Origin of the sequence: Streptomyces phaeoluteigriseus (genome assembly GCF_001896135.2) — a bacterium.
Classification (GTDB): Bacteria; Actinomycetota; Actinomycetes; order Streptomycetales; family Streptomycetaceae; genus Streptomyces; species Streptomyces phaeoluteigriseus.
This window is the reverse complement of sequence record NZ_MPOH02000020.1, coordinates 125,708-150,894: the sequence shown is the minus strand read 5'-3', so window position 1 is coordinate 150,894 and position 25,187 is coordinate 125,708. Positions and strand designations below refer to the sequence as shown.

24 protein-coding genes and 4 pseudogenes are annotated in these 25,187 nt (G+C 70.9%); 15 read left to right on the top strand and 13 right to left on the bottom strand.

The genetic code is table 11. The features are described 5' to 3' along the window. Nucleotides 1-31: 31 nt before the first annotated feature. Together BM536_RS35125 and BM536_RS35120 are read left to right on the top strand one after the other, a co-directional pair. Entirely contained in the window at nucleotides 32-970 is a 939-nt protein-coding gene (locus BM536_RS35125; protein ID WP_073491358.1) for an amino acid ABC transporter permease, read from the top strand. 17 nt (nucleotides 971-987) lie between these two features. Next, nucleotides 988-1,740, top strand: coding sequence for an amino acid ABC transporter ATP-binding protein (locus BM536_RS35120; protein ID WP_073491357.1), 753 nt, complete (start codon nucleotides 988-990; stop codon nucleotides 1,738-1,740). A 56-nt stretch (nucleotides 1,741-1,796) separates the two neighbouring features. On the opposite strand, the gene BM536_RS35115 is transcribed toward BM536_RS35120, so the two are convergent. Beyond that, nucleotides 1,797-2,558 carry a class I SAM-dependent methyltransferase gene (locus BM536_RS35115; RefSeq protein WP_073491356.1) on the bottom strand — a complete coding sequence of 254 codons (762 nt, stop codon included), beginning with the start codon at nucleotides 2,556-2,558 and terminating at the stop codon, nucleotides 1,797-1,799. A 100-nt stretch (nucleotides 2,559-2,658) separates the two neighbouring features. Between BM536_RS35115 and BM536_RS35110 the strand changes: the two genes are divergently transcribed. Further along, nucleotides 2,659-3,288: a CGNR zinc finger domain-containing protein gene (locus BM536_RS35110; RefSeq protein WP_073491355.1), complete on the top strand. Its 630-nt coding sequence runs from the start codon at nucleotides 2,659-2,661 to the stop codon at nucleotides 3,286-3,288. Here BM536_RS35110 and sodX read toward each other — a convergent pair. Next, nucleotides 3,192-3,626: a nickel-type superoxide dismutase maturation protease gene (gene sodX / locus BM536_RS35105; protein ID WP_073491388.1), complete on the bottom strand. Its 435-nt coding sequence runs from the start codon at nucleotides 3,624-3,626 to the stop codon at nucleotides 3,192-3,194. The two genes, BM536_RS35110 and sodX, sit on opposite strands and share 97 nt — an antisense overlap. Nucleotides 3,627-3,772: 146 nt before the next feature. Between sodX and sodN the strand changes: the two genes are divergently transcribed. From sodN to BM536_RS35085, 4 genes are all read left to right on the top strand, one after another. After that, entirely contained in the window at nucleotides 3,773-4,168 is a 396-nt protein-coding gene (gene sodN / locus BM536_RS35100; RefSeq protein ID WP_073491354.1) for a superoxide dismutase, Ni, read from the top strand. A 167-nt stretch (nucleotides 4,169-4,335) separates the two neighbouring features. Then, complete coding sequence (locus tag BM536_RS35095) at nucleotides 4,336-4,728, top strand: helix-turn-helix transcriptional regulator (protein WP_094103955.1); 393 nt, start codon at nucleotides 4,336-4,338, stop codon at nucleotides 4,726-4,728. A gap of 10 nt (nucleotides 4,729-4,738) precedes the next feature. Continuing rightward, nucleotides 4,739-5,167 (top strand): VOC family protein, encoded by a 429-nt coding sequence (locus tag BM536_RS35090; RefSeq protein ID WP_073491386.1) that lies wholly within the window; start codon nucleotides 4,739-4,741, stop codon nucleotides 5,165-5,167. Between the two features lie 43 nt (nucleotides 5,168-5,210). Next, nucleotides 5,211-5,969, top strand: a complete 759-nt coding sequence (locus BM536_RS35085) for a VOC family protein (RefSeq protein WP_073491353.1) — start codon at nucleotides 5,211-5,213, stop codon at nucleotides 5,967-5,969. A gap of 303 nt (nucleotides 5,970-6,272) precedes the next feature. On the opposite strand, the gene BM536_RS35080 is transcribed toward BM536_RS35085, so the two are convergent. From BM536_RS35080 to BM536_RS35065, 4 genes and pseudogenes are all read right to left on the bottom strand, one after another. Next, entirely contained in the window at nucleotides 6,273-6,566 is a 294-nt protein-coding gene (locus tag BM536_RS35080) for a hypothetical protein (RefSeq protein WP_073491352.1), read from the bottom strand. Nucleotides 6,567-6,587: 21 nt separating this feature from the next. After that, nucleotides 6,588-7,169, bottom strand: a complete 582-nt coding sequence (locus BM536_RS35075; protein ID WP_073491351.1) for a dihydrofolate reductase family protein — start codon at nucleotides 7,167-7,169, stop codon at nucleotides 6,588-6,590. 346 nt (nucleotides 7,170-7,515) lie between these two features. After that, nucleotides 7,516-8,642: pseudogene (locus BM536_RS35070) on the bottom strand (family 2 encapsulin nanocompartment cargo protein polyprenyl transferase). A gap of 112 nt (nucleotides 8,643-8,754) precedes the next feature. After that, nucleotides 8,755-10,161: a family 2B encapsulin nanocompartment shell protein gene (locus BM536_RS35065; RefSeq protein WP_073491349.1), complete on the bottom strand. Its 1,407-nt coding sequence runs from the start codon at nucleotides 10,159-10,161 to the stop codon at nucleotides 8,755-8,757. Between the two features lie 111 nt (nucleotides 10,162-10,272). On the opposite strand from BM536_RS35065, the gene BM536_RS35060 reads away from it, so the two are divergent. Continuing rightward, on the top strand, nucleotides 10,273-11,247 hold the full coding sequence (locus BM536_RS35060; protein WP_094103954.1) for a 1-aminocyclopropane-1-carboxylate deaminase/D-cysteine desulfhydrase: 975 nt from the start codon (nucleotides 10,273-10,275) through the stop codon (nucleotides 11,245-11,247). A gap of 67 nt (nucleotides 11,248-11,314) precedes the next feature. Here the strand turns inward: BM536_RS35060 and BM536_RS35055 are convergent, their stop codons facing one another. Continuing rightward, entirely contained in the window at nucleotides 11,315-12,913 is a 1,599-nt protein-coding gene (locus BM536_RS35055) for a Na+/H+ antiporter (protein ID WP_073491385.1), read from the bottom strand. Nucleotides 12,914-12,973: 60 nt separating this feature from the next. On the opposite strand from BM536_RS35055, the gene BM536_RS35050 reads away from it, so the two are divergent. The 3 genes and pseudogenes from BM536_RS35050 (at nucleotide 12,974) to BM536_RS35040 (ending at nucleotide 15,085) form a co-directional block, all read left to right on the top strand. Continuing rightward, nucleotides 12,974-13,234, top strand: a complete 261-nt coding sequence (locus BM536_RS35050) for a UBP-type zinc finger domain-containing protein (RefSeq protein WP_073491348.1) — start codon at nucleotides 12,974-12,976, stop codon at nucleotides 13,232-13,234. 272 nt (nucleotides 13,235-13,506) lie between these two features. Beyond that, entirely contained in the window at nucleotides 13,507-13,920 is a 414-nt protein-coding gene (locus tag BM536_RS35045; protein WP_073491347.1) for an ATP-binding protein, read from the top strand. Nucleotides 13,921-13,937: 17 nt separating this feature from the next. Beyond that, nucleotides 13,938-15,085: pseudogene (locus tag BM536_RS35040) on the top strand (RNA polymerase sigma factor SigF). A gap of 89 nt (nucleotides 15,086-15,174) precedes the next feature. Here the strand turns inward: BM536_RS35040 and BM536_RS35035 are convergent. After that, nucleotides 15,175-15,699, bottom strand: coding sequence for a hypothetical protein (locus BM536_RS35035; RefSeq protein ID WP_079274876.1), 525 nt, complete (start codon nucleotides 15,697-15,699; stop codon nucleotides 15,175-15,177). A gap of 148 nt (nucleotides 15,700-15,847) precedes the next feature. Here BM536_RS35035 and BM536_RS35030 point away from each other — a divergent pair, with 148 nt between their 5' ends. Then, a complete protein-coding gene (locus BM536_RS35030) occupies nucleotides 15,848-16,816 on the top strand; it encodes a diacylglycerol/lipid kinase family protein (RefSeq protein ID WP_073491345.1) in 969 nt (322 codons plus the stop codon). 319 nt (nucleotides 16,817-17,135) lie between these two features. Further along, nucleotides 17,136-17,393 (top strand): WhiB family transcriptional regulator, encoded by a 258-nt coding sequence (locus BM536_RS35025; RefSeq protein ID WP_006142322.1) that lies wholly within the window; start codon nucleotides 17,136-17,138, stop codon nucleotides 17,391-17,393. Between the two features lie 173 nt (nucleotides 17,394-17,566). Here the strand turns inward: BM536_RS35025 and BM536_RS35020 are convergent. Further along, nucleotides 17,567-19,032 (bottom strand): annotated as a pseudogene (locus BM536_RS35020) (sensor histidine kinase). A 357-nt stretch (nucleotides 19,033-19,389) separates the two neighbouring features. Beyond that, nucleotides 19,390-20,037, bottom strand: a complete 648-nt coding sequence (locus tag BM536_RS35015) for a TetR/AcrR family transcriptional regulator (protein WP_073491383.1) — start codon at nucleotides 20,035-20,037, stop codon at nucleotides 19,390-19,392. Nucleotides 20,038-20,133: 96 nt separating this feature from the next. Between BM536_RS35015 and BM536_RS35010 the strand changes: the two genes are divergently transcribed. Then, on the top strand, nucleotides 20,134-20,886 hold the full coding sequence (locus BM536_RS35010; RefSeq protein WP_073491344.1) for an SDR family oxidoreductase: 753 nt from the start codon (nucleotides 20,134-20,136) through the stop codon (nucleotides 20,884-20,886). Nucleotides 20,887-21,020: 134 nt separating this feature from the next. Beyond that, nucleotides 21,021-21,806 carry a glucosamine-6-phosphate deaminase gene (nagB, locus tag BM536_RS35005; protein WP_073491343.1) on the top strand — a complete coding sequence of 262 codons (786 nt, stop codon included), beginning with the start codon at nucleotides 21,021-21,023 and terminating at the stop codon, nucleotides 21,804-21,806. A 24-nt stretch (nucleotides 21,807-21,830) separates the two neighbouring features. Here nagB and BM536_RS35000 read toward each other — a convergent pair whose 3' ends face one another. The 3 genes and pseudogenes from BM536_RS35000 to BM536_RS34990 form a co-directional block, all read right to left on the bottom strand. After that, nucleotides 21,831-23,324, bottom strand: coding sequence for a glycoside hydrolase family 3 protein (locus tag BM536_RS35000; RefSeq protein ID WP_094103953.1), 1,494 nt, complete (start codon nucleotides 23,322-23,324; stop codon nucleotides 21,831-21,833). Nucleotides 23,325-23,331: 7 nt separating this feature from the next. Next, entirely contained in the window at nucleotides 23,332-24,198 is an 867-nt protein-coding gene (locus BM536_RS34995; protein WP_073491342.1) for a carbohydrate ABC transporter permease, read from the bottom strand. Next, a pseudogene (locus tag BM536_RS34990) lies at nucleotides 24,195-25,183 on the bottom strand (carbohydrate ABC transporter permease). Before BM536_RS34990 ends, BM536_RS34995 begins: the two are co-directional and overlap by 4 nt. Nucleotides 25,184-25,187 lie beyond the last annotated feature (4 nt).

The window sequence follows — 25,187 nt, the reverse complement described above, 5'->3', positions numbered from 1 at the left end:
CCGTTCGACTCGGCTCTGAAAGGCTCCACCCGTGACTGTTGACGTCAACAAGACGGACGGTCCCGACGCGACGCCCCCCGCCGGGCCGGAGGCCATCAAGGCCATCCCGGTCCGGCACCCCGGGCGATACGTTTCGGCGGCTGTCGCACTGGCCCTGCTGGGCTCGGTCCTCTACGCCTTCGCGCAAGGCAACATCAACTGGGACGCGATCCCGGACTACTTCTTCGACGACCGCATCATCGACGGCGTCTGGAACACCCTGCTGCTCACCGTGCTCTCCATGGTGATCGGCATCGTCGGCGGCATCCTGCTCGCCGTGATGCGCCTGTCCAAGAACCCCGTGACCTCGTCGATCGCGTGGTTCTACATCTGGTTCTTCCGCGGCACCCCGGTCCTGGTCCAGCTGTTCGTCTGGTTCAACCTGGGCCTGGTCTTCGAGTACATCAACCTGGGTCCGATCTACAAGGACTACTGGTCGTCGTTCATGACGCCGCTGCTGACGGCGCTGCTCGGCCTGGGTCTCAACGAGGCCGCGTACATGGCCGAGATCTGCCGTGCCGGTCTGCTCTCGGTCGACGAGGGGCAGAGCGAGGCGTCGCACGCGCTCGGCATGAGCCACACCAAGACGCTCCGGCGGATCGTCATCCCGCAGGCGATGCGGGTGATCGTGCCGCCGACGGGCAACGAGGTCATCAACATGCTGAAGACGACCTCGCTCGTCTCGGCGGTGCAGTTCGCCGACCTCTTCAAGGAGGCGCAGGACATCGGTCAGAACGCGGGCTCCACGGTGGAGATGTACTTCCTCGCCGCCGCCTGGTACCTGATCATGACCTCGATCCTGAGCGTCGGGCAGTACTACGTCGAGCGGTACTACGCCCGTGGCTCGAGCCACAGCCTGCCGCCGACGCCGCTCCAGCGCGTCAAGGCCGCCGTCCTGCCCACGCGCCGCCCGAAGGGAGTCTCGGCATGACGCAGCCCTCCCACCCCATGGTGAAGGCCGAGGGCGTCCACAAGTCCTTCGGCGCCGTCGAGGTCCTCAAGGGCATCGACCTCCAGGTGAACTCCGGCGAGGTGTTCTGCCTGATCGGCCCGTCCGGCTCCGGCAAGTCGACCTTCCTGAGGTGCATCAACCACCTGGAGAAGATCAACGCCGGTCGTCTGTACGTCGACGGCGAGCTGGTCGGCTACCGCCAGAAGGGCGACAAGCTGTACGAGCTGAAGGACAGCGAGGTCGCGCTGAAGCGCCGGGACATCGGCATGGTGTTCCAGCGGTTCAACCTCTTCCCGCACATGACCGCGGTCGAGAACGTCATGGAGGCTCCGGTCCAGGTCAAGGGCCAGAACAGGGGCCAGGCCAGGGAGCGCGCCAAGGAGCTGCTGGCGCGGGTCGGCCTCGGCGACAAGGCCGGGAACTACCCCTCGCAGCTCTCCGGCGGCCAGCAGCAGCGGGTCGCGATCGCCCGGGCCCTGGCCATGGACCCGAAGCTGATGCTGTTCGACGAGCCGACCTCGGCGCTGGACCCGGAGCTGGTCGGTGACGTCCTCGACGTCATGCGCGACCTGGCGGAGTCCGGCATGACGATGGTCGTCGTCACGCACGAGATGGGCTTCGCCCGCGAGGTCGGCGACAGCCTGGTCTTCATGGACGACGGTGTGGTCGTCGAGTCCGGCAACCCGCGCGACGTCCTGACCAACCCTCAACACGAGCGGACGCAGGCGTTCCTGTCGAAGGTCCTCTGACCGGACACCACGCACGGTGAAGGGGCGGTACGGAGTTCTCCGTACCGCCCCTCGCGTCACTTCAGCGCCAGCAGCAGCGTGTCCGAGGGCGAGCACCACACCGGCCGCGCCTCCCCGAACCCCTTCTCGCGGAGCACACGCGCGTGCCAGGACGGGGACGGCATGTCGCCGTCGGCGTGCTCGCCGTAGATCTCGAAGCGGCGGGCCGTCGGACCGGCGAGGACCGGATCCTGGGCGGCGAGCCGCCACCACTCGGCCCAGTCGAGGGCGCCGCCGGCCTTGGCCTGATCCATGCGGGCGTGGCGCAGGGCACGTTCGGCCGCGTTGATCCGGGGCGTGGAGTCGTCGATCATATGGTCCGCGTTCATGAAGACACCGCCGTCGCGGACCAGCTCCGCGATCTGGCCGTAGAGGGCCTCGAGGGGTTCGCTGTGCAGCCAGTGCAGGGCCGTGGCGGTCAGGACGGCGTCGTACGAGTCGTGCGGCAGCCCGGCCCGCCAGTCGGGGTCCTTGAGGTCGGCGGTCACGAGGGTGACCCGCCCGTCGCCCGCGAAGGTGCCCTCGGCGATGGTGAGGAGCGCCGGGTCGAGGTCGACGCCCGTGCTGGTGGCGCCCGGGAGGCGGGCGAGCAGCCGGGCGGTGATGGTGCCGGTGCCGCAGGCGAGGTCGAGGACGCGGGGTGTGGTGCCGACGAGTGACTCGACCATGTCGAGCATGATCCGGAAGCGTTCCTCCCGGTCGGGCATGTACCACTCCTGCTGCCGGTCCCAGCTCTCCTGCCAGGCCCGCCAGTCGGTTCCGGTACTCGTCGTGGTCATGGGAGCCCTCTCTTCCGTCGCCCGCGTAATACCCTGGAAGCACGATCAGCCGTTACCCGACCGCATCGACGACCATAGAGCCCCTCCGTAAGGACTACAAGTGGAACTGGCCTATTACTCGGACTATGCCGTTCGCCTCGTCAACAGCGAGGAACCGGCCCGGGGCAAGGACTCGCTGACCTCCGTCGAGGCCGTCCGCGGCCTGTTCGGCGACAACGCGTCGGCGGCCCGCCGCGCCACCGACGCGGACGTCACACGGTTCCGCTCGGTCCGCGGTCGTCTGCGCGCGGTCTTCGAGGCGGCCGACGGCGACGACGAGACCCTCGCCGTCGACCTGCTGAACTCCCTCCTGCTGGAGTTCCCGGTCAGCCCGCAGATCTCCGGGCACGACCACCGTGACGACGACGGCCGCCCGCTGTGGCACATGCACCTCGCCGACCACCCGTCGAACGCGACCGCCGGCTACGCGGCCATCGCCGCGATGGGCCTGGCCTTCCACCTGACGGAGTACGGCGTCGACCGGCTGGGCCTGTGCGAGGCGGGCCCGTGCCGCAACGCCTACCTGGACACCTCCACGAACCGCTCCCGGCGCTACTGCTCCGACCGCTGCGCCACCCGCGCCAACGTGGCCGCCTACCGCGCCCGCAAGCGCCTGGAGGCCGACCGGTCGGCCAGCACGGGCCTGGCCGCGGAGAGCGCCCAGCGCAGCGCCGCCAGCGGCGAACGCTGACCCCGCTTCCGCGGCCGGTACCGGAAGCGCACCGCCCCGAGGACCAGCTCGTCGGGCACGGTGCCGTAGTCGGTGCTGTCACCGCCCGCGTACGCGTTGTCCCCGCGCACCCACCAGCCGCCCTCGCGGCGCTCCACGGCCCGTTTGACGACGAGCAGGTCCTGCTGGAAGGGATGCCGCAGCACGATCACGTCGCCCGGCCGCACCCTGGCCCCGTACCGCACCACCAGCTGATCGCCGTGGTACAGCGTGGGCACCATGGACGGACCGGTCACCTCGGCCAGCCCGAACGGCACGGTGGACCTCCCTCGCTCGACGTCCTGCGACGGCTCCGGCATCGCCGGCACCTCCCCTGGTCCGTTCCTCCACCAGTCTCAGTCTGACCCCGGACTTTTGTCCTAAGCCCATGGGGGCACTCGCGAAAACCGTTCCCCCAGGGAGTAATGTCCCACCTGAGAAGACGATCACGAGGAAGGAACGCTCCATGCTTTCCCGCCTGTTTGCCCCCAAGGTGACGGTCAACGCGCACTGCGACCTGCCCTGCGGTGTGTACGACCCGGCCCAGGCCCGCATCGAGGCGGAGTCGGTGAAGGCCGTGCAGGAGAAGATGGCCGCCAACGACGACGCGCACTTCCAGGCGCGCGCCACCGTCATCAAGGAGCAGCGCGCCGAGCTCGCGAAGCACCACGTTTCCGTGCTGTGGAGCGACTACTTCAAGCCCCCGCACTTCGAGAAGTACCCCCAGCTGCACCAGCTGGTCAACGACACCCTCAAGGCCCTGTCGGCCGCGAAGGCGTCGACCGACCCGAAGACGGGCGAGAAGGCGCTGGAACTCATCGCCGAGATCGACAGGATCTTCTGGGAGACCAAGAAGGCCTGACACCCGGGCTGTTCCGACACCGGCGGTCGGTGCACCACCGCGGGACCAGGGACTTTCCGGAGGGGCCCGGTCGGTATCACGACCGGGCCCTTCGGCATGCCGGAGGCGGGGCACCGCGGCCCCGCGGAACCGCCGCACGATCGGGTGGCCCGTGCGATGCTGGCCGGGTGACCCTCGAGGACCTGGTGCGGCTGCGGCAGGCACGCGACCGGATGGACCGTGAGTACGCCGAGCGCCTCGACATCGCCGCGCTCGCCCGCACGGCCCTGATGTCCCCCGGCCACTTCCAGCGCAGCTTCCGCGAGGCCTACGGCGAGACACCGTACGGCTACCTCATGACCCGCCGGATCGAACGGGCCAAGACCCTCCTACGGCGCGGCGACCTCACGGTCACGGAGGTCTGCATGGAGGTCGGCTGTACTTCGCTCGGCTCGTTCAGCGCCCGGTTCACCGAGCTGGTGGGCGAGACGCCGAGTGCCTACCGCGCGCGTGCGCACGAGGCGAGCGCGGTGATCCCGCCGTGCGTCGCACGGACGTACACGCGCCCCCGACGTACGTAGGGTGATCGGCATGGATCTCAAACTCCGCCAGTGCTTCCTGGCCGTCGACGACCACGACAAGGCCCTGTACTTCTACCGGGACATCCTCGGCCTGGAGGTCCGCAACGACGTCTCGTTCGAGGGGATGCGGTGGCTGACGGTCGGCTCGCCGCTCCAGCCGGACGTGGAGATCGTGCTGGAACCGCCGGGCGCGAACCCGGACGCCTCCCCCGCCGACCGGGAGCTGATGGCCCGGCTGCTGGCCAAGGGCATGCTACGCGGGGTCATCTTCACCACGGCCGACTGCGACGCGCTGCACGAGCGCGTGCGCGAGGCCGGTGCCGAGGTCCTCCAGGAGCCGATGGACCAGCCGTACGGCGTGCGGGACTGCGCGTTCAGGGATCCGGCGGGGAATCTGCTGCGGTTCATGGAGCGCTCGGACGACACCGCCGGCGCCTGAAAACCGGGGCGATCCCGCGGGCCACCCGGCCTACGATCGCCGCATGAGCCAACCCTTCCGCGCCCCCGTCCGCTGGACGTACGCCTTCGTCGACCGGCCCGCCGGACACTTCGAGTCGGCCTGCGCCTTCTGGGCCGCCGTCACGGACACGGCCCGGTCCGAACTCCGCGGGGACGACGCCGAGTTCGCCACCCTGCTGCCGGAGGGGGCCGACGCCTGCGTGAAGGTGCAGGCGGTCGGCGACGGCACGGGCGGTGCGCATCCGGACTTCTGCGTCGAGGACGTCGAGGGGTTCGTCGCGACGGCCCTGGACGTGGGCGCGCGCACGGTCGCCACCCACGACGGCTGGGCCGTACTGCGCTCCCCCGCCGGTCAGTTGTTCTGCGCGGTGCCCTGGCACGGCGAGACCGTACGCCCGCGCGTGGTGGCCGGCAGCCGGCTGGACCAGGTCAGCATCGACATCTCGCCGTCCGCGTACGACGCCGAAGTCGCCTTCTGGAGCGGCCTCCTGCCCGACTGGACGTCCCGGCCGGGCTCGCTGCCGGAGTTCCACGTGGTGGCGCCGCCGCCGGGACTGCCCGTGCGGATCCTCCTCCAGCGCCTCGGCGAGGAGTGGCCCGTCTCCGCCCACCTCGACCTCGCGTGCGGCCCGGACGTCGACGCGGTCCGCGCCCGGCACGAGCGGCTGGGCGCACGCTTCGTCGCCGCCCACCCCCACTGGACGGTCCTGCGCGACCCTGCGGGCGCCCTGTACTGCCTGACGGGCCGCGACGCGGAGACGGGCGGTCTGCCGCGGGCCTAGGGAGCCACGGCTTCGGTGCACAGGCACTGGACGAGTCGTGGGGTCGTCGGCGGCCGCTGCCGGCGTCGGGCACCCGGAGAGGTCGTCCGCGTCGATCTCCAGCAGCGGAGCGGGCACCTCGTCCCCGTGCCGGGCGGGCGGTTGCGGCGGCCCGCAGCCGCAGTGTGAGCCCGCCCCCGCCGACAGCCGTCAGCGCCCCTACGGCGGCCCACCGCCGGCCCCTGCGACGACGCCCTCGGGCATCCGCCTTGTCCACCCCTCCCCGTTCGGCCATGCGACCACGCCGGTCCGGCCCGACGGGCGTCAGGAGGCCGGGGCGGTGGGGGCGCCGGGCTCGTCGGCGCGCTCCGGCGACTCGGCCTCGGAGGCGCGGCCGTGCTGTCCGGGGTACTCGGTGCCCTGGGCGTGCTCGGAGTGCTCGGAGTGCTCGGTGTGGCCGTGCTGTTCACTGCCGGGCTCGACGTACGCCTCGCAGTCGGGGTTGTGGCACGGACCCGCCGCCCAGCGCGGTACCCACGCGCCCAGCGTCTTGTGGCGCCGGACCACCGTGTCCACGCTCTGCCCACAGGCGGGACAGACGTGCTTTTCCCTGTCCATGTCCTCAGGGTAGGCCGGTGGTCACTTCCGCGCGTAGGTGCGGACGAGGACTCCGTTGGAGAAGGTGCGCACGGACTCCAGGCCGAAGTCGGTCACGGAGAAGTCGGCGCCGAACATCGGCAGGCCGGAGCCGTAGACCTGCGGGTAGGTCTTGATGACGAGTTCGTCGATCTCGTCGAGCAGTGCGCCGGCGACGCGCGAGCCTCCGCAGAGCCAGATGCCGAGCTTGCTGTCCTCGGCCTTGAGCCGACGGACCCGGGCGACCAGGTCACCGTCGATGACCTCGACGTTCGGGTCGGGCGAGGCGCCGAGGGTGCGGGAGGCGACGAACTCGCGCAGGTGACCGTAGGGGCTGGTGATACCGGCGTCCAGGGCGAGCTGGTAGCTGGCCCGGCCCTGGATGACGCTGTCGAAGTTCGGGTTCTCGGCGTCCTTCAGGCCCATCGGCTCACGGCCCTGGGCCGGGATCGTGTCGGGATACGCCGAGGCGAGGTAGCCGAGGAACTCCTCGTCCAGGAACGCGAACATCGACGAGGCGTCGCCCTGAGGGTCCGCGATGAAGCCGTCGATGGAGCAGGCGACGTAGTAGGTGAGCTTTCGCAAGCCGGTCTCTTTCCGCGGGTCGGAATCGAACAACTCCAGTTGTAGTACTTCAAGTGTAGTGATTGCAAGGTGTTTCCCGGACTTCCGGGAGAGGTGAGGCAAGTGGGAGGCAAGGTTCCGCATGGTCGGACCCGGAGCGGGCAACCTGGTGGCCCCCGAGGCGGCCCATGGCGCCCTGGACTCCCTGGCTGTCCAGGGACGCGAAGAGGCGGGTCCCGCACGCCGTGGGGAGGTGCGGGACCCGCCGGGCCGGTCCCCCAGGGGCCGTACGGCGTCAGGAGCCGCACGGCCCCCGGAGGTCCGGGGAATTCGGGAGGAAGGGCTGCCGGCCTGGAGTGCGCCTTCCTCAGGTGCTGCGACGCGTCACGAACTCGGCCAGGGACAGCAGGCCGCCCGCCGCTTCCGGGTCCGGGATGGCGCGGGCCAGCTCGGACATCGCCCGGGCCATGCGGTCGGCCGCCTGCTCCTGGGCCCATTCCCGGCCGCCCGCCCGTTCGACGGCCACCGTCATGCGCTCCACGTCGTCGTCCCCCTGCTCGCGGGGGAGCGCGTACAGCTCGGCCAGTTCCGTGGCGGCCGGGGTGCCCGAGCCGAGCGCGGCGACCACCGGCAGGGACTTCTTGCGGGCGACCAGGTCGGCACCGGCCGGTTTGCCGGTGTGCCGCGGGTCCCCCCATATGCCGATCACGTCGTCGATGAGCTGGAAGGCGAGCCCGGCCTCACGGCCGAACGCGTCCAGTGCCTCGACGTCCTCCTCGGGGGCCCCGCGTACAACGCGCCGAGCGCGCAGGCACAGCCCAGGAGCGCGCCCGTCTTGGCCTCGGCCATGGCGAGCACCTCGTCGAGGGTGACCTCGGCCGGGCCCCGCCTCTCCATGGCGGTGTCCGAGTGCTGGCCGGCGCACAGCTCGACCACGCAGGCCGCAAGCCGGGCGGCGGCGGCCGCCGACGCCGGATGCGGGTCTGCGGCGAGCATGCCCAGGGCGAGCGCCTGGAGGGCGTCCCCGGCGAGGATGGCGTCGGCGTCGCCGAAGACCGTCCAGGCGGTGGGGCGGTGCCGGCGGGTGGTGTCCCGGTCCATCACGTCGTCGTGCAACAGCGTGAAGTTGTGGACCAGTTCGACGGCGGCGGCGGCCGGGAGGGCCGCCGTCCGGGCGGCCGGGCCGCCGAGCGCGGTGGCCGCGGCGAGCACCAGAGCGGGCCGGATCGCCTTGCCCGCGTTGCCCGCTGCCGGCGTACCGTCCGCGTGCTCCCAGCCGAAGTGGTAGCGCGAGATCCGCCGTAACGAACCGGGCAGCGAGTCGAGGGCGGCACGGAGCGCGGGGTCGACGGACCCCCTGGTCTCCTCCAGGATCGCCGCCGCCTCCTGCCCGTCGGGCACCCCGGGGCCGCCGTGGGTCTGACTCGGGATGCCCCTTTCCCCCTCCCGCGCCTCACCGGGGCGCGGTCTGGTCCGCGTCACGTACTCGGTCATCGAGTCCCCCTCGCCGCGTCCGCGTACGGCGGCGGTTGCGCGGCCACCGGGCGCGTACCCCCTGGGTGTACCCACCCGGGCGGGTGGGGACACGGCGTCCGCACGCGTGAGGTCACTGCCAGCGGCCGATCTCGACGTTCTCCAGGACACCCAGCGCGTCCGGGACCAGCACCGCCGCCGAGTAGTAGGCCGTGACCAGGTACTTGATGATGGCCTGTTCGTTGATGCCCATGAACCGCACGGACAGGCTCGGCTCGATCTCGTCCGGGATGCCGGACTGGCGCAGACCGATGACGCCCTGGTCCTCCTGGCCGAGACGCAGGGCGATGATCGAGCTGGTGCGGGCCTCGGTCACCGGGATCTTGTTGCACGGGTAGATCGGAACGCCCCGCCAGGTGGGGATCCGGTTGCCGGCGACGTCGATCGTCTCGGGGACGAGCCCCCGCCTGTTGAGTTCGCGGCCGATCGCGGCGATCGCGCGCGGGTGGGCGAGGAGCATCTTGGTGCCGCGCCGACGGCTGAGCAGCTCGTCCAGGTCGTCCGGGCCGGGAACGCCGTCGTGCGGCTGGATCCGCTGGTCGTACTCGCAGTTGTGGAGCAGGCCGAACTCGCGGTTGTTGACCAGTTCGTGCTCCTGGCGCTCCTTCAACGCCTCGACCGTCAGCCTCAGCTGCTGCTCGGTCTGGTTCATCGGCTGGTTGTACAGGTCGGCCACGCGCGAGTGGATGCGCAGGACGGTCTGGGCGATGCTCAGTTCGTACTCGCGCGGCCGGGCGTCGTAGTCCACGAAGGTGTGCGGGATGTCCGGCTCGCCGGCGTGGCCCGAGGCCAGGGCGACTGCCTTCTCGCCGTAGCGGTTGGTCGACTGCTCGGGGATCGAGCGCAGGCCGCGGAGGTGTTCGGCCAGTGAATCGGCACGCTCGGCGACCTGCTCGAAGTCCTGGCGGGACAGGATCAGCACGGTGCAGGTGGTGACCGCGCGGGCGGTGTACTCCCAGATGGCGTCCGGGTCGAGCAGCCCCTGGTCGCCGAGGTAGGCGCCGTCGGCGAGGACTCCGAGGACCTGGTCGTCGCCGTAGGGGCCGGTGCCGACCTTCTCGACCCTGCCGTGCGCGAGGAGGTAGACCTCATCGGTCTGGCTGCCGAAGGGGGCGACCAGTTCGCCCGGCGCGTACTCCTGCTGGCGGCAGCGGGAGGCCAGTTCCGAGAGCACCTCCTCGTCCTCGTACGACCGCAGTGCGGGCAGTTCGCTCAGCTCCGCGGGGATGACCTCGACGCGGTCGCCGGTCTTGATGAAGGTGATGCGGCCGTCACCGACGGCGTACGTCAGCCGCCGGTTCACCCGGTATGTACCGCCCTGCACGTCGACCCAGGGCAGGTTCCGCAGCAACCAGCGCGAGCTGATCGCCTGCATCTGCGGTACGGACTTGGTGGTGGTGGCCAGGTTCCGCGCGGCCGCGGTGCCGAGGCTCTGCTGGGGCTTGCCCTGCTCAGCGCGGACTTCTTCGCCTACCGACATAGAGAAATGCCCTCCCGGTGATGCACCGGCGCCGTTCTGCGCCGCTGCACTGTTCTCACGAACAGCCTTCCATCACTCAGTGTGTTCGTGCCATTACCCGAAAGAGCGGGAATGGATCAACGGTGGTGTGGGCACGGCGAGTTTTTGGCACGAACGGTGTTCGACAATGGCGGGGTGACCCGCCCCGTTCCGTTCGACTCCGCGGCCCTGCGCCCCCGGTTGCCCTCGCCGCTGGAGGAGGTGACCGACGAGCGGTTCACGCGACACGGCGTACGGCTGCTGCTCAAGCGGGACGACCTGATCCATCCGGAGCTGATCGGCAACAAGTGGCGCAAGCTCGTGCCGAACCTGGAGGCGGCGGCGGGACGGCCCGTCGTGACGTTCGGGGGCGCCTACTCCAACCATCTGCGGGCCACGGCCGCCGCCGGCCGTCTGCTGGGTCTGCCCACGATCGGGGTGGTGCGCGGCGACGAACTGGCGGACCGCCCGCTCAACCCCTCCCTGACCCGCTGCGCGGCCGACGGCATGCGGCTGCGCTTCGTCGACCGGGCGACCTACCGACGCAAGACGGACCCCGGCACCCTGGCGGTGGTCCTGCGCGACGCGGACGCCGAGGACGCGTACGTGGTGCCCGAGGGCGGCAGCAACGCGGCGGCCGTCCGCGGCTGCCGGGCCCTCGGCGAGGAACTGCGCGACCACGCCGACGTCGTGGCCCTCGCCTGCGGCACCGGCGGCACCCTCGCGGGCCTCGCCGCCGGACTGGGCCCCGGCAGGCGAGCCCTCGGTATACCGGTCCTCAGGGGCGGGTTCCTCGGAGACGGCATACGGGCCCTGCAGACGGAGGCCTTCGGCGGCCCGGTGGGCGACTGGCAGCTGGACGAGCGCTTCCACTTCGGCGGGTACGCCCGCACCACCCCCGCCCTCGAGGAGTTCGCGCGGGACTTCGAAGGGCGGCACGGCCTGCCGGTCGAGCGTCTCTATGTCGCCAAGTCGCTGTACGCACTTGTCGCCCTCGCCGAGGAGGGCGCGTTCCCGCACGGGACGCGGCTCGCGGCGGTGGTGACGGGAGCGCCCTTCACCCCCTGAAGCCCGCCCGCGCGTGCGCGTGCCTCCGGGCTCCGGGCTCCGGGCTCCGGCGGGCGAAGAGGCTCCGCTAGCCGGCCTCCCGGTAGGCCGCGGCCTCCTCCAGGTCCAGTCTGCGCAGCAGCGTGCGCAGCATCTCGTCGTCGATGTGGCGGGCGTCGCGCAGACGCACGAAGACCTCGCGCTCGGCACTGATCATCTCTCGGGACAGGCGGCGGTAGGTGTCGTCGGCGGTCTCTCCGGTGACCGGGTTGACCTGGCCGAGGCGCTCCCAGACGGCGTTGCGGCGGCGTTCGAGGACGTTGCGCAGGCGGTCGGCCAGTGGCGTGGGTAGGGCGTTGCGTTCGTCGGACAGCAGTTCCTCCAACCGATGCTCGGCGGCCCGGGACGCCTGGGCCTGCGCGTTGGCCTCGGCGAGCGTCGCGGCCTGCGGTTCGGCCTCGGGGAACTTGAGCAGGCGGATCAGCGGGGGCAGGGTCAGGCCCTGCACGACCAGCGTGCCGATGACGGTGGTGAAGGTCAGGAAGAGGATCAGGTTGCGGTGCGGGAAGGGCCCCTCGCCGTGGTCCACGGTGAGCGGGATGGAGAACGCGATGGCGAGCGAGACGACTCCGCGCATGCCGGCCCAGCCGATGACGATCGGCCCCCGCCACGTGGGGTTCTCCTCGCGCGCGCGGATGCGTGCCGACAGCAGCCGGGGCAGGAAGGTCGCCGGGTAGACCCACAGGAAGCGGACCACGACGACCACGAGGAAGAGGGCGACCGCGTACCAGGCGGCGTCCCGGCCCTCGTAGTCGCCGAGGCCCCTCAGGACGATCTGGAGCTGCAGGCCGATGAGGGCGAAGACCGCCGACTCCAGGACGAAGGCGACCATCTTCCACACCGCCTCCTCCTGGAGCCGGGTGGCGAAGTCGACCTCCCACGCGCGGTGGCCTAGGTAGAGGGCGACCACGACCACGGCGATGACCCCCGAGGCGTGGATCTGCTCGGCGGTGGCGTACGCGACGAACGGGATGAGGAGGGACAGCGTGTTCTTGAGGAGCGCCTCCTTCAGGCGGGTCCGCAGCCAGTGCAGCGGGGCCATCAGGAGCAGGCCCACGGCGGTGCCGCCGACCGCCGCCACCAGGAACTCCTCGATCCCGCCGGCCCAGGACGCGCCCTCTCCGACGACGACCGCGAGGGCCACCTTGTAGGCGGTGATCGCGGTCGCGTCGTTGAGCAGGGACTCGCCCTGGAGGATCGTGGTCACCTTCGACGGCAGGCCGACCTTGCGCGCCACCGCCGTCGCCGCGACCGCGTCGGGCGGCGCCACCACCGCGCCCAGCACCAGCGCCGCGGTCAGCGGCAGTCCCGGGATGATGAGATAGGCGGCCCAGCCGACGGCGAGCGTCGCGAAGAGGACGTAGCCGACCGACAGCAGCGCCACGGGCCGCAGCTGTGCCCTCAGGTCCAGATAGGAGCTGTCGGTGGCGGAGGTGTACAGCAGCGGGGGCAGCAGGAGCGGCAGGACGACGTCTGGGTCGAGGGTGTAGTCCGGGACGCCGGGGACGTACGAGACGGCCAGGCCGACGGCGACCAGCAGCAGCGGTGCCGGCACCGGTGTGCGCCGGGCCGCCGAGGCGATCGCCGCGCTGCCCGCCACCAGCAACAGCAGTGGCATCACGTCCATGTCCCGCCCGCCCTCGTCTTTCTGCGCGGTCGTCCGCACGACCGTCGTAATCTGGCAATCATGAAACAGTGCACGCACGCCGACGCGCTGCCGCACCCCGAACCCGTCCCGCTGGGCGAGACGTGTCCGGAGTGCCTGCGGGACGGCACCCACCCGGTTCAACTACGGCTGTGTCTGACGTGCGGGCACGTCGGGTGCTGCGACTCGTCGCCGGGCCGACACGCCACAGAACACCACAAGGACTCGGGCCATCCGATCATGCGGACGTTCGAACCGGGAGAGAACTGGCGCTGGTGCTTCGTCGACCACGTCCTCGTGTGAGCCGCACCGGGAACGGTTCGTCCGCCGAGCGGGTACGGTTCGAGCATCTGGCGCCTGGGTACGTCAACCCGGCGCGCCCTCTTCCCTTTTGGGCCGGCAGACCCCTAGACACGGAGCGTGTTCGCAGCTTTACTGTGAGTGACGCCCAGGGGTCGGGGTCCCGGGGACAGGACGGATGAGAGCGCGATAGCGTCACCGCTGGACCACACACGCGTTACCCCCGGGGGGCGACCCTCGGCCCCCGAAAAGCTTGTACCACCTTGGAGGTGAGGGTGTCCCAGATCGCAGGCGAGCCCGCGACCCAGGACTTCGTGGAAGTCCGGCTGCCGGCTGCGGGTGCCTACCTGTCGGTGCTGCGGACGGCCACGGCCGGCCTCGCGGCCCGTTTGGACTTCACCCTGGACGAGATCGAGGACCTCCGCATCGCGGTGGACGAGGCCTGCGCGATCCTGCTCCAGCAGGCCGTGCCCGGTTCGGTGCTCAGTTGTGTCTTCCGCCTGGTCGACGACTCGCTGGAGGTCACCGTCTCGGCGCCGACCACCGACGGGCACGCCCCCGCGCGCGACACCTTCGCCTGGACCGTGCTGTCCGCCCTGGCGGGCAAGGTCTCCTCCGCCGTGGACGAGGACAGAACCGTTTCGATCAGCCTCTACAAACAGCGCGGCGCGGGACCCGGGCCGGCGTGAGGAACGGGGACGGGCCGGTGCGGGACGAAGAGCGCGGCACACGGGAACTGCCTGCCGAGAGCGCCGGGACGGCGGTCGCTCCGGACGGTTCCCGACGCATGGCGGACGGCATCGACGGCATTCCCGAGCAGGCCCGGCCGCATCCGGAGGACGAACCGGCCTCCCTGGGGACCGGTTTCCCGGAGAGTGCCGAGCAGGAGTCGCCTCGGGAGAGGCGGATCGGGGGTACCCCCGGCCGGGCCGAGGAAGAGGCTCGACAGAGGGCGACGGGCGGGACGATGAGCGAGCACGAGCGAGACGACGAACAGGGCGTGCCGGGCGCGCGGCACGAGCCTCAGCAGCCCGCGCCCCAGCAGCAACCGCTGCCGCAGCAGGCCGTGCAGCAGCCGGTGCCGCAGATGCCCCAGGTGCGCGAGGACCGCAGCGGCGCACGCGCGAAGTTCGTCGAACTGCGCGCGCTGAACGACGGCAGCCCGGAGTACGCGGAGCTGCGCAACCAACTGGTCCGCATGCACCTGCCGCTCGTCGAGCACCTCGCGCGCCGCTTCCGCAACCGCGGGGAGCCGCTGGACGACCTCACCCAGGTCGCCACCATCGGTCTGATCAAGTCGGTCGACGATTCGACCCGGACCGCGGCGTGGAGTTCTCGACGTACGCGACGCCGACGGTCGTCGGTGAGATCAAGCGGCACTTCCGCGACAAGGGCTGGGCGGTGCGGGTGCCGCGCAGGCTCCAGGAGCTGCGGCTGTCGCTCACGACGGCCACGGCCGAGCTGTCGCAGCTGCACGGCCGCTCCCCGACCGTGCACGAGCTGGCCGAGAGGCTGGCGATCTCGGAGGAGGAGGTCCTGGAGGGCCTGGAGTCGGCCAACGCCTACTCCACGCTGTCGCTGGACGTCCCCGACACCGACGACGAGTCACCGGCGGTCGCCGACACCCTCGGTGCCGAGGACGAGGCGCTGGAGGGCGTCGAGTACCGGGAGTCGCTCAAGCCGCTCCTCGAGGACCTTCCGCCGCGGGAGAAGCGGATCCTGCTGCTGCGCTTCTTCGGCAACATGACGCAGTCGCAGATCGCGCAGGAGGTCGGCATCTCCCAGATGCACGTCTCCCGGCTGCTGGCGCGCACGCTGGCCCAGCTGCGGGAGAAGCTCCTCGTCGAGGAGTGACCCCTCCTTGACCTCTCCCTGACCCCTACTTGCCCCCGCTTCGACCGCTCCTCCGGCGTCCCCTGCGGCGTCTCCCCCGGCAGGGGCCGTTACGGCCGCCGCTTCGGTCCGGCGCTGTCGGCGTCCTGGGCGTTGCCGGGCCCCCGGATCCCGAGGGCCCGGGTGGTCTCGCCGTTGACGATCAGGACCAGCGCGGCAATGGCGGTGGCGGCGAGCGCGATGCCCGCCGGGATCGCCATGCTGTCGGCCTGGAGCAGGTTGTAGGCGACGGGCAGCGCCATGATCTGCGTGATGACCGCCGGCCCCCGGCTCCAGCTCCGGCAGCCCAGCAGTCCGCGGGCGGCGAGCAGGGGCAGCAGGGCGAGGACCACCAGCGTCACTCCGCCGGTGACGGCCTGCTGCCGGTCGTCGGGGTCACCGGTGAAGCCGAGGACGAGGATCCAGAGCCCGCCGACGACCAGCGCGAGCCCTTCCAGGCCGACGAGCGCCGCGGCGTACGTCAGACGGCGCGGGCGGGGGCCCGCTTGCTCCGTGTCCCGGCCGTTTTCGTCGTTCCCGGCGTTTCCGGCGTTTCCCGTGCTTTTCGGGCTGGCGGGGTTCTGCTCGCTGCTCACCCCAGAAGGGTAGCCGCCGGTTCCCGGCCCGCCCCTTTCCCCCTCCGGCCCCGGGCGCCCCGTCGTGTCACGGCTCACGCCGTGGGGCCCCGGCCGATCCTCGTCCGGCCTTGTGCCTCGGTACCACCCAGTAGGTACGCTGCCATCCATGCGTGCACTTCTCGTGGTCAATCCGGCAGCAACCACTACCAGTGCACGGACGCGTGACGTCCTCATCCACGCGCTCGCCAGCGAGATGAAGCTGGAGGCGGTCTCCACCGAGTACCGCGGGCACGCGCGGGATCTGGGGCGGCTGGCCGCGCAGAGCGAGGACATAGATCTGGTCGTCGCCCTCGGGGGCGACGGCACCATCAACGAAGTGGTGAACGGGCTGCTGCACGCCGGCCCCGACCCGGACAACCTGCCCGGCATCGCCGTGGTCCCCGGCGGCTCCACCAACGTCTTCGCCCGCGCGCTGGGTCTGCCCAACGATCCCGTCGAGGCGACCGGCGCCCTGCTGGACGCCCTGCGCGAGGGTCGGGAGCGCACGGTCGGGCTGGGACTGACCTCCGGTACGCCGGGTACGGAGGATGAGGCGGTGCCGGGGCGCTGGTTCACCTTCAACGCCGGGCTCGGTTTCGACGCCGGCGTCGTCGGCCGGGTCGAACAGCAGCGCGAGCGCGGCAGGAGATCCACCCACGCGCTCTACGTCCGCCAGGCCGTGCGCCAGCTCCTCGGTGAGCCGCAGCGGCGGCAGGGTTCGATCACGCTGGAGCGGCCGGGCGCGGACCCGGTGACCGATCTGGTGCTGTCCATCGTCTGCAACACGGCTCCGTGGACTTATCTGGGTAATCGCCCGGTGTACGCCTCACCTAAGGCCTCGTTCGATACCGGGCTCGACGTACTCGGTCTCAGCCGTTTGTCCGCGGCCTCCGTTGTCCGGTATGGGACCCAGTTGCTCACTTCGTCCCCCGAGCGGGGGCCTCATGGCAAGCACGCCGTGTCCTTGCACGACCTGGACCAGTTCACCTTGCATTCGAAGGTCCCGCTACCCCTCCAGATGGACGGTGACCACCTGGGGCTGCGAACCAGCGTGACGTTCACAGGCGTACGCCGTGCACTGCGTGTGATTGTGTGAGCAGAAAGGGCTGAAGTCCTTTCACTCGAACGTTTAGGCCAGGGTCCACCCCATGGAAGTACGGCTGTGACCTAGTCGACACCGAGGAATCAAAAAAAACTTTCCGGAAGGGGTTGTATCCGCCGCCGAGGTTTGCGAGTCTCTACCTGGCGATCGGGACGGCCCGCAGCACCAGCCTCCACTGATCACCAGAACCCCTCTTCAATCCACAGGACCGCGCCAGGGAACCTGGCTGGTGGCCCTTCACTTGTTGAGGGATTCGTGAAAGCGTTCACATTCACAAGCAAGTTGCATGTAATACCAAGGAGAGGTAGCAGCCATGGACTGGCGTCACAACGCCGTTTGCCGCGAGGAAGACCCCGAGCTCTTCTTCCCCATCGGCAACACCGGTCCTGCGCTGCTGCAGATCGAGGAAGCCAAGGCCGTCTGCCGTCGCTGTCCCGTTATGGACCAGTGTCTGCAGTGGGCGCTCGAGTCCGGTCAGGACTCCGGCGTCTGGGGTGGCCTCAGCGAGGACGAGCGCCGCGCAATGAAGCGCCGCGCCGCCCGCAACCGGGCCCGTCAGGCCTCCGCCTGACAACACCCGCCCCATCAGCCTGACGCTTGGCGGCGCGTACAGCGAGTACGCATCTCCCGCCCCGAGCCGCAGCGCGCAGTACCCCCGATGTCCAGCTCACGCTGGCAACGAGCATTTGAGCCCCGGACCCCTGAACGGTCCGGGGCTTCTTGCTGTGCCTCCGCCGGCGTGCGCTACTTCTGCGTCCGCACCGGGACGTCCAGGATCACCTGCGTGCCCCGCGTCCGGCGCCGGACCATGTCGAACGATCCCCCCAACTCGCCCTCGACCAGCGTCCGTACGATCTGGAGGCCGAGGTTGCCCGAGGTGCGCGGATCGAATCCCTCGGGCAGGCCGACGCCGTCGTCCTGGACGGTGACCAGCAGGCGGCCCTCCTTGGTGGTGCCGCCGCGGACCGCCGAGACCTCGACCGTGCCGGTGTCGCCCTCGCGGAACCCGTGTTCGAGCGCGTTCTGGAGGATCTCGGTCAGCACCATGGACAGCGGGGTGGCGACCTCCGCGTCGAGGATGCCGAAGCGTCCGGTGCGCCTGCCGACCACCTTGCCCGGCGAGATCTCCGCGACCATGGCCAGGACCCGGTCGGCGATCTCGTCGAACTCCACCCGCTCGTCCAGATTCTGGGACAACGTCTCATGGACGATGGCGATCGAGCCGACGCGCCGGACCGCCTCCTCCAGGGCCTCCCTGCCCCGCTCGGACTCGATGCGGCGGGCCTGGAGCCGCAACAGGGCGGCCACGGTCTGGAGGTTGTTCTTCACCCGGTGGTGGATCTCCCGGATGGTCGCGTCCTTGGTGATCAACTCGCGCTCGCGGCGCCGCAGTTCGGTGACGTCCCGGAGCAGGACGAGCGAACCGATGCGGGTGCCCTTGGGCTTGAGCGGGATGGCGCGGAACTGGATGACGCCGTCGTGCGCCTCGACCTCGAACTCGCGGGGTGCCCAGCCGCTGGCGACCTTGGCGAGCGCCTCGTCCACCGGACCCCGGGTGGGCGCGAGTTCGGCGGTGGTCAGGCCGAGGTTGTGGCCGACCAGGTCGGAGGCGAGGCCCATGCGGTGGTAGGCGGAGAGCGCGTTCGGGGAGGCGTACTGGACGACTCCGTCGGCGTCCAGGCGGATCAGGCCGTCGCCGACGCGCGGGGCCGCGTCCATGTCCATCTGCTGGTCGGGGAACGGGAAGGAGCCGGCCGCGATCATCTGCGCGAGGTCGGAGGCGCTCTGGAGGTAGGTCAGTTCCAGGCGGCTCGGGGTGCGCACGGTGAGCAGGTTGGTGTTGCGGGCGATGACACCGAGGACGCGGCCCTCGCGCCGCACGGGGATCGACTCGACCCGGACGGGGACCTCCTCGCGCCACTCCGGATCGCCTTCCCGCACGATCCGGCCCTCGTCGAGGGCGGCGTCCAGCAGGGGTCGGCGGCGCGCGGGACCAGGTGGCCGACCATGTCGTCCTGGTAGGAGGTGGGGCCCGTGTTGGGGCGCATCTGGGCGACGGAGACGTAGCGGGTGCCGTCGCGGGTGGGGACCCACAGGACCAGGTCGGCGAAGGAGAGGTCGGAGAGCAGCTGCCACTCCGAGACCAGCAGGTGCAGCCACTCGAGGTCGGAGTCGCCGAGTGCGGTGTGCTGGCGTACGAGTTCGTTCATGGAGGGCACGTCTGCGAGCGTACCTGGGGGTATGTGCGGGGCCTAAAACGGGCGGAGACGGCCGCCCGGAGACACCCGCGGGCCGCGGCGCCTGAGAGGGACCCTCAGCCCTCCCGGCACCGCAGCCCGGAGCAATATCGGCCGCGGGGTGTGCGGTCCCGTCGGCGAGGGTGAGGATCCGGGGCAGTCAGGGCAGAGAGCTCCGGGTCCTCGGTCCGCCTTCCTGTGCGGGGAAGACGGAAGTCTGCTGCATACCCCGCCATTGTGGACTAGACCACTTTGGGTTGTCCATGTGCGGGAGCTTGTGCGTTTTTTTGTCGGGACAGCTATGGGACGCCCTGCTATTCACAACGCAGCCTAGCCCTCGGGGGTTCCTGTGCGGGGCCAGACCGCCATGGCAATTTCCGCGACGCCCTCCAGTTCCTCCCGGGTCGCCCCGTCCCGCGCCTGTTGCGACATGCCCTGGAAGACGGCGGCGGCATGGCGGGCGAGTGCGCCGGCGTCGGTGTCCGCCGGCAGTTCGCCGGCGACAACGTCCGCGCGGATGCGGCTCTCGATGGCGGAGACGTTCGCGTTGCGCTGCCGACGCAGGGCGTCCTCCACCTCGGGAGTCGTGCAGTTGGTGGCCGCGTGGATCACCAGGCAGCCGTACGGATGGCCGGGGTCGGTGAACTCCGCGGCGGCCTCGCGCAACAGCCGCTCGACCGCGGCGCGAGCGGTGGGCCCCTCCTCCAGGGCCCGACCCGAGAAGGAGCCGTACGTCCCGCCGTACACCTGCACGGCCTCCTCGAACAGCGACCGCTTGTCGCCGAAGGCCGCGTACAGGCTCGGGGCGCCGATGCCCATGACCCGGGTGAGGTCGGAGACCGAGGTCGCCTCGTAGCCGTGCTGCCAGAAGGCCATGACCGCCTTCTCCAGCGCGGTCGCCCGGTCGAAGGAACGGGGGCGGCCACGGGGCCTGGGTGCGGGCCCGACCTGTGCCTGGGCCTCCTGGTTGTTCACCATGGAGTGCATTTTAGAGCGCGCGCTAGAGAAATGTCGTCCGCCTGCTGTACGGTCATTTCTATAGCGACCGCTATGGAATTACGGAAGGGGTGTGGCATGGGTGTGCTCACGGGCCGGACGGCACTCGTCACGGGGGCGAGCAGGGGGATCGGGCGCGGGATCGCCGAGCGGCTGGCCCGCGACGGGGCGCGGGTGGCGGTGCACTACGGCAGCCGGGAGGAGGCGGCGAAGGAGACCGTCGCGGCGATCGAGGAGGCGGGCGGCTCCGCGTTCGCGATCCGGACGCGGCTCGGGGTCCCGGGTGACGCGGAGGCCCTGTGGCGGGAGTTCGACCGGCACGCGGACGGCCTGGACATCCTGGTGAACAACGCGGGGATCGGGACGTCACAGCCGTTCGGCGAGATCGACGAGGAGGAGTACGAGCGACTCTTCGCGGTGAACGTGAAGGCACCCCACTTCATCACCCGGCTCGGGGCACGACGACTGCGGGACGGCGGGCGGGTCGTCAACATATCCTCCGGCCTAGCCCGCACCGCGGCGATGCCGCAGCTCATGGCCTACGCGATGACGAAGGGCGCGCTCGACGTCTTCACCCGGGACCTGTCGAAGGTGCTCGGCCCCCGGGGGATCACCGTGAACTCCGTCGCGCCCGGCATCGTCGACACCGACATCAATGCCGCCTGGCTGCGCGCGAGTGAGGAGGCATGGAAGGGAGCCGCCGCGTACTCGGCACTCGGGCGCGTGGGGACGCCCGCGGACATCGGCGACGTGGTGGCGTTCCTCGCCTCGCCGGACGGACGGTGGGTGACGGGGCACTGGCTGGACGCGACGGGGGGATCGCTGACGTGAGTTTGGAGAGGGGACATCTCCTTCCCGGGCTCGGGTCTCTCACCTGGGCCGACCGGTCCACCTCTGTTAGATTGGTCTAAACCACACAGCCCTTCCGGGCCCACTCGAGCCCCTCTTCAGAACGGCAGGCCAGCGTGGAAGTTGTCATCGTTGCGGACGCCAGGTCGGGCGGCGAACTCATCGCCAAGGCCATCGCCCAGCTCCTGCGGCGCAAGCCCGAGGCCCTGCTCGGCGTGGCCACCGGTTCCACCCCGCTGCCGGTCTACCAGGCGTTGACGGCCCAGGTGCGCTCCGGTGCCGTGGACACCTCGCGGGCGCGGATCGCCCAGCTCGACGAGTACGTGGGACTGCCCGCCGAGCACCCCGAGTCCTACCGCTCGGTGCTGCGCCGGGAGGTGCTGGAGCCGCTGGGCATCGGCATGGACGCCTTCCTCGGGCCGGACGGCACCGCCGAGGACGTACCGGCCGCCTGCGAGGCCTACGACCGGGCGCTGGCCGCGGCCGGTGGCGTCGACCTCCAGCTGCTGGGCATCGGGACCGACGGGCACATCGGGTTCAACGAGCCCTGCTCCTCGCTGGCCTCCCGGACGCGGATCAAGACGCTCACCGAGCAGACCCGCGTCGACAACGCGCGCTTCTTCGACGGGGACATCGCACAGGTCCCGCACCACGTCATCACGCAGGGCATCGGCACCATCCTGGAGGCGCGGCACCTGGTGCTGCTCGCCACGGGCGAGGGCAAGGCGGACGCCGTCGCCGCGACCGTCGAGGGGCCGGTGGCCGCGATCTGCCCGGCCTCGGCGCTCCAACTCCACCCGCACGCGACCGTCGTCGTCGACGAGGGTGCCGCGTCCAAGCTGAAGCTCGCGGACTACTTCCGGCACACGTACGCCAACAAGCCCGAGTGGCAAGGGATCTGAAGGCCTGTCCCGTCGTAGGAGCCTCTACGCGCCGGCGATGACCTCCGCCGCCGCCCGTCCGCAGACGCGGGCCGCGCCGTGGGTGGCGAGGTGGAGGGCGCCCCGGGGCGGTGCCTGGGGGACGCCCATCTCGACGACGACGGTGTCGGGGCGGGCGGCGAGGAGGGTGTCCAGGGCCGCGGTCATCCAGGGGTGGCGGTGCTCGTCGCGGACCACGGCCACGATCCGCCGCTCCCCCGCCGCGATCAGCGCCGCGTGTCCGGCGTCCTCGCCGGCGAAGCTGCCCGTCTCGGTGCCGGGCAGCAGCCGGGCGAGTTCCGCGGCCACGCCCCAGGGCGTCTCGTCGCCGACGGCGATGTTGGCGACCGGGGTGAGGGCGGCGACGTACGGGGCGTCGGTGAGCGGGGTGAAGGGGGCCGCGGGGGTGCGGCGCAGAGCGCGGCGGGCGGCGACGAGGCCGATGTCGGTGTGCGCGCCGCCCCGGTCGGCGGAGGCGGAGGCCGCTGCCGAGGCCGTCCAGCGGGCCAGGGCGCGGACTCGTTCCGCCGCGTCGGCGAGGCGTTCCTCCGCGAGGTCTCCGGCGCGGACCGCGGCGACGAGGGCGTCGCGCAGGCGCCGTACCGTCTCGTCGTCGGCGAGGCCGCCGCCCACGCAGATGGCGTCGGCGCCGGCCGCGATGGCGAGGACGCTGCCGTGCTCGATCCCGTACGTGCCGGCGATCGCCTGCATCTCCATGCCGTCGGTGACGATCAGGCCGTCGTAGCCGAGTTCGCCGCGCAGGAGGTCCGTCAGGATGCGGCGGGACAACGTCGCCGGGCGGTCCGGATCCAGGGCGGGGACCAGGATGTGCGCGCTCATCACGGCACGGCTGCCGGCGGCGATGGCCGCGCGGAACGGGGCCAGTTCGCGCTCGGCCAGCACGGCGGGGTCCACCGCGATGCGGGGCAGGGCGAGGTGGGAGTCGACGGCCGTGTCGCCGTGGCCGGGGAAGTGCTTGGTACAGGCCGCGACACCCGCCGCCTGGAGGCCGGTGACATAGGCCGCGGTGTGCCGGGCGACCAGGTCGGGGTCGGCGCCGAAGGAGCGCACGCCGATCACCGGGTTGCCCGGGTTGGAGTTCACGTCGGCCGACGGGGCCCAGTTGAAGTCGACGCCGCAGGCCGCAAGGCGGCGGCCCAGCTCGAAGGCGACCTGCCTGGTGAGGTCCGCGTCGTCCACCGCGCCGAGGGCGTGGTTGCCGGGGAAGCTGGAGCCGGTCCGCACCTCCAGGCGGGTGACGTCGCCGCCCTCCTCGTCGATCGCGACGAGCACGTCGTCCCGCTCGGCGCGCAACTGGGCGGTGAGCGAGGCGAGTTGTCCGGGGGAGGCGATGTTGCGGCCGAACAGGCCGACCGAGGCCAGGCCTTCGCCGAGGCGGCGCAGCAGCCAGTCGGGGGCGCTGGTGCCGGCGAAGCCGGGCTGGAGGACCGTCAGGGCGTCACGCGTCAGAGTGTCGGTGCCGCTGGCGAGTGTCGTCATCGGGGCGTTATCCCTTCACGGCGCCCGCGGTGAGACCCGCGGCCATCTTGCGCTGGACGAGGAGGAACAGCACGACGATCGGGACGGCCATCAGGGTGGCGCCGGCCATCATCGGGGCGTACTCGGTGCCGTGCTTGGTGGTGAAGTTGCCGAGCCAGACGGTCGCGGTCTGGTTCTTCTGGCTGAGCAGCATCAGGGCGTAGAGGTACTCGTTCCAGGCCTGGATGAAGCCGTAGACCGAGGTGGCGACCATGCCGGGGGCGAGCAGCGGGAAGACGACGCGCACGAAGGCGCCGGTGCGGGAGCAGCCGTCGACCATCGCGGCCTCCTCCAGCTCCTTCGGGATGTTGACGATGAAGCCGCGCAGCGTCCACACCGTGAAGGGCAGGATGAAGGTCAGGTAGGTGATGATCAGGCCGGTCAGCCGGTCGTACTGGCCCAGGTCGTTCAGGAGCAGGAAGACCGGGATGATCATGGCTACCAGCGGGACCATCTGGACCGCGAGGATGCCGACGATCACGACCTTGCGACCGCGGAAGGCGAAGCGGGAGATGGCGAGCGCGGCCAGCATGCCGACGACGACGCCGATCAGGACGACCGCGAGCGAGACGACGAGGCTGCGGGCGACCGGGCCCCAGAAGTCGGCGATGTCCATCGCACGGCCGAAGTTGGAGAAGGTCAGCGCGGTGGGCAGCAGACTCGGGTCCGGATCGATGGCGTCCTTCGCCGGTTTGAACGCCGTGTTGAGCATCCAGTAGACGGGGAAGCCGACGACGACGAACACGAGGAGGCCGAGGAGGTTCCAGCCGAGCTTGGACTTCCGGCGGCCCGAGCCGCCGCCGGAGCCGCTCTTCGCCGTGGCGATGGCGCTCATTCGACCTCTCCGATCTTCAGCATCTGGCGCATGTACACGGCGACCACACCGAGCAGCAGCAGCACGGTGATCAGGGCGATCGCCGAGCCCTGGCCGTAGTCGTTGACGACGAAGGCCCGGTCGTAGGAGTACGTCGTCAGCAGCTGGAACTCGGCCTCGGGATGGCCGTTGCGCATCACGAAGACCTGCGGGAAGACGCCCATGTCCCAGATGACCGACAGGGTCGTGAGCATCACGATGATCGGCTTGAGGATGGGCAGGGTGACGTACCGGAAGACGCCCCAGGCGCCGGCGCGTCGAGGCGGGCGGCCTCCTCCAGTTCCTTGGGGACCTGGGTGAGACCGGCGCTGAGGGTGATCACGACGAACGGGACGGCTCCCCAGATCACCAGCAGCATGATCACGGCGAGGCCCTGCGGCCCGCTCGCGAACCAGTTGTGGCCGATCATGTCGACGCCGGGCAGCCTGCTCAGGACCGCGTTGAGGATGCCGTAGTCCGCGTCGAACAGCCACTTGAAGACCGTGGTGGCCACGATGATCGGCATGCCCCAGCTGGCCACGAGGGCGATGTTGATGAGTGTCTTCACCCAGCCGGAGACCCGCTGGAGCAGCAGTGCGATCAGCATGCCGAGGACCATCGTGAAGATGACGCAGCCGGCCGCGAAGACGATCGTGCGCAACACGACCGACCAGAACTCGCTGTCGCTGAGGACCTTCGTGAAGTTGTCGAACCCGACCGACTCGGCCGGCTGGAAGCCCCACAGCTGGGACTGCCCGAACTTCTGGAAGGAGAGGGTGACCAGGCGGACGAGCGGATAGCCCATCACCAGCACGAGGATCAGCAGGCAGGGGGCGAGCAGCAGCCAGGGGGTGCCGGCTCCGGCGGAGACCGCCTTGGCGCGGGGCCGCCGTGGCGCGGACGGCGGTGGCGGTGCCGGCCGCGGCGGCGGCACCTTGGCAGGGGTGGTCGTGTCTGCGGCACTCATCGCG